The organism is uncultured Thiodictyon sp. (assembly GCA_903837595.1).
In the GTDB taxonomy this organism is placed as follows: domain Bacteria; phylum Pseudomonadota; class Gammaproteobacteria; order Chromatiales; family Chromatiaceae; genus Thiodictyon.
In genome coordinates this window covers 1-1,647 of the sequence record CAILVI010000012.1, presented here as the reverse complement: position 1 = coordinate 1,647, position 1,647 = coordinate 1, and the positions used below count along the sequence as shown (strand labels likewise).

The following is a 1,647-nucleotide window of genomic DNA, read 5'->3' as shown; positions in this document are numbered from 1 at the left end:
CCTTTTAGGTGTAGGTTTTTTGCTCCTTAACACAGGCGGGGTACCATGGGAGTATGTCTTCTACTCCCCTTCCTACACAGTCCGACCTTGCCACATGGGTGACAGAAGTAGACAAGCACTTGCCCCACCTGAGCAAGCCCCAAGCTTACGGTCTCGCCTTGTGGAGCTTTGGCATGGTCATGGCCCAAGCGAGTGGACTAACCACCGTCAGTACCTGGCTGGCCTGCTTTCTCGGGCATTCCCCCGACACGACCCGCCAACAACTGCGTGAGTGGTACGAGGAAGCGGCGGCCAAAAAGAGCCGTGGCGCCACCAAAGGCGTCAAACGCCAAGCCGTGGACGTGGGCGCCTGCTTTGCGCCCCTGCTCGCGTGGGTGTTGGAAACGTGGCCCGCGACCGAGCCGCGCTTGGCCCTGGCCTTGGATGCCACGACACTGGGTCAAATTTTCACCATTCTGGCCATCAGCATCGTTTATCGCGGTTGCGCGATTCCCATCGCCTGGAAGGTGCTGCCGGCGTGCACGAAAGGCGCGTGGCAACCGCATTGGTTGGCGTTGTTGGCGCATTTGGAAAAGATCATCCCCCCGACGTGGTGTGTCCTGGTCCTGACGGATCGCGGCCTCTATGCGCACTGGTTGTACCATGCCATCATCCACTTGGGCTGGCATCCCTTTATGCGCATCAATGCCGGCGGCAAGTATCACCGCTTGGGGCTGGGCGACTTTTTGCCCTTGGCGAACTTGATCCAGCCCACCGGGCAGCTCTGGTGCGAAGCGGTCACCTGTTTCAAGGCCCATCCCTTGGCCTGCACCCTGTTGGCCTACCACGATGCACTCCATACAGACGCCTGGCTGATTGTCACCGACTTGGACCCCCCACAGGCCAACATTGCCTGGTATGGCATGCGCGCCTGGTGCGAAGCCGGGTTCAAGGACTTCAAACGCGGCGGCTGGCAGTGGCAACATACCCGCATGACCGACCCGGCCCGCGCCGAGCGGCTGTGGCTCGCCCTGGCGGTCGCCACCTTGTGGGTCGTGCGCGTCGGCGGCGAAGCGGATGCCCACCTGCCCGTGAGTTCCCTGGACGCCTTGCCGCCCACGCACATTGCCCGACGCCGACACCAGCCCCACACCCGCTTACGCTTGGTGAGTTGCTTTAAGCGGGGGGTGATGGTGATCTTGACCGCCCTCGTCGCCTCACGCACCTTACCCTTGGGTACCTTTCACCCTGAACCTTGGCCTGATACGTTAACGGGACAAAAAACCTACACCTAAAAGAGGGAATGGGCGGGAGACCGGCGTCGTAACGTTGCAAACGTGACCTAGATATCATTGGACAATTGGACTTGAGCCACATCGATCAGCACTTTTCGAGGCTTGGGGGAGGCACCGCGATTGCGTAGGAAGCAAAGCAATTGTCAGAATCCCTGAGCTTCTGAACAACCTGAACTCGCTGACGCACACCCTCCAGCGGGTTCAGCTTTTTAATGTCTCGTGCTTAGCCACCGGAGCATGACGACGACGACCAACCCCAGCAGCGCCAGGGCAGGCAGCTTGTAGATGCGGGGGAGGAGCAGCGCCAGCGCGCCGAACACGGCGCAGAAGATCCAATAGCCGACGACAATCTGGCGCTGCGAGAAGCCGCGGT

1 protein-coding gene is annotated in these 1,647 nt (G+C 60.7%); it reads left to right on the top strand.

Annotated elements, in window-relative coordinates; genetic code table 11:
* The first annotated feature begins 173 nt into the window (after positions 1-173).
* Positions 174-1,274 (top strand): transposase, encoded by a 1,101-nt coding sequence (locus QZY44_RS00835; RefSeq protein ID WP_295440882.1) that lies wholly within the window; start codon positions 174-176, stop codon positions 1,272-1,274.
* Positions 1,275-1,647 lie beyond the last annotated feature (373 nt).